General features: G+C 68.5%; 1 protein-coding gene. It reads left to right on the top strand.

What is annotated here, in order from left to right; all coding sequences use genetic code 11:
* Positions 1-105 precede the first annotated feature (105 nt).
* Positions 106-669, top strand: a 564-nt coding sequence (locus tag G3N99_RS41470; RefSeq protein WP_206125341.1) for an LrgB family protein, incomplete at its 3' end; no start/stop codon positions are given.

Genomic DNA, 669 nt, shown 5'->3' with positions numbered 1-669 from the left:
ACCTCGCCGCGAAGCTCGAGCGCCGGCTCGCCGCGCAGCGCGTGTTCGCCGAACGCCGCCGCACGCGCCTGAGCGCCGCGTCCGCCCACTGAGCCGGAGCCCGCCATGCTTGCCGCATTGTCGAACCTGTCCGCCGACCAGGCGAACACCGCGATCTCGTTCGGCTGCTTCGTGCTGACGGTCGTGCTGTATTTCGCGTCGAAGCGGCTCTACGCGTACAAGAAGACGCTGCTGTTCTCGCCGCTCGTGTTCGTGCCGGGCGTGCTGGTGCTGCTCGTCCTGCTGACCGGCATCCCGTATTCGGTCTACTTCCACGACACGCGCTGGCTGATGTGGCTGCTCGGCCCGGCGACGATCGCGTTCGCGGTGCCGATCTACGACTATCGCGACTTGATCCGCCGCCACTGGCTGTCGCTGTCGGTCGGCGTTGCGGTCGGGATCGGCGCGGGCGTGTGCGGATCGCTGCTGCTCGCGAAGCTGCTGCACCTGTCGCCCGAACTGCAGCGCTCGCTGATGACGCGCTCGGTGTCGACGCCGTTCGCGCTCGCCGTGTCCGACAAGATCCACGCACCGAAGGATCTCACCGCGCTGTTCGTGATCGCGACCGGCATCTGCGGGATGCTGCTCGGCGAGCTGGTGCTCGCGCTGGTGCCGATGCGCACGCGGCTA

Origin of the sequence: Burkholderia sp. Ac-20392 (assembly GCF_017104585.1) — a bacterium.
Taxonomy (GTDB): domain Bacteria; phylum Pseudomonadota; class Gammaproteobacteria; order Burkholderiales; family Burkholderiaceae; genus Burkholderia; species Burkholderia lata.
This window is presented reverse-complemented; position numbering and strand designations above follow the sequence as displayed.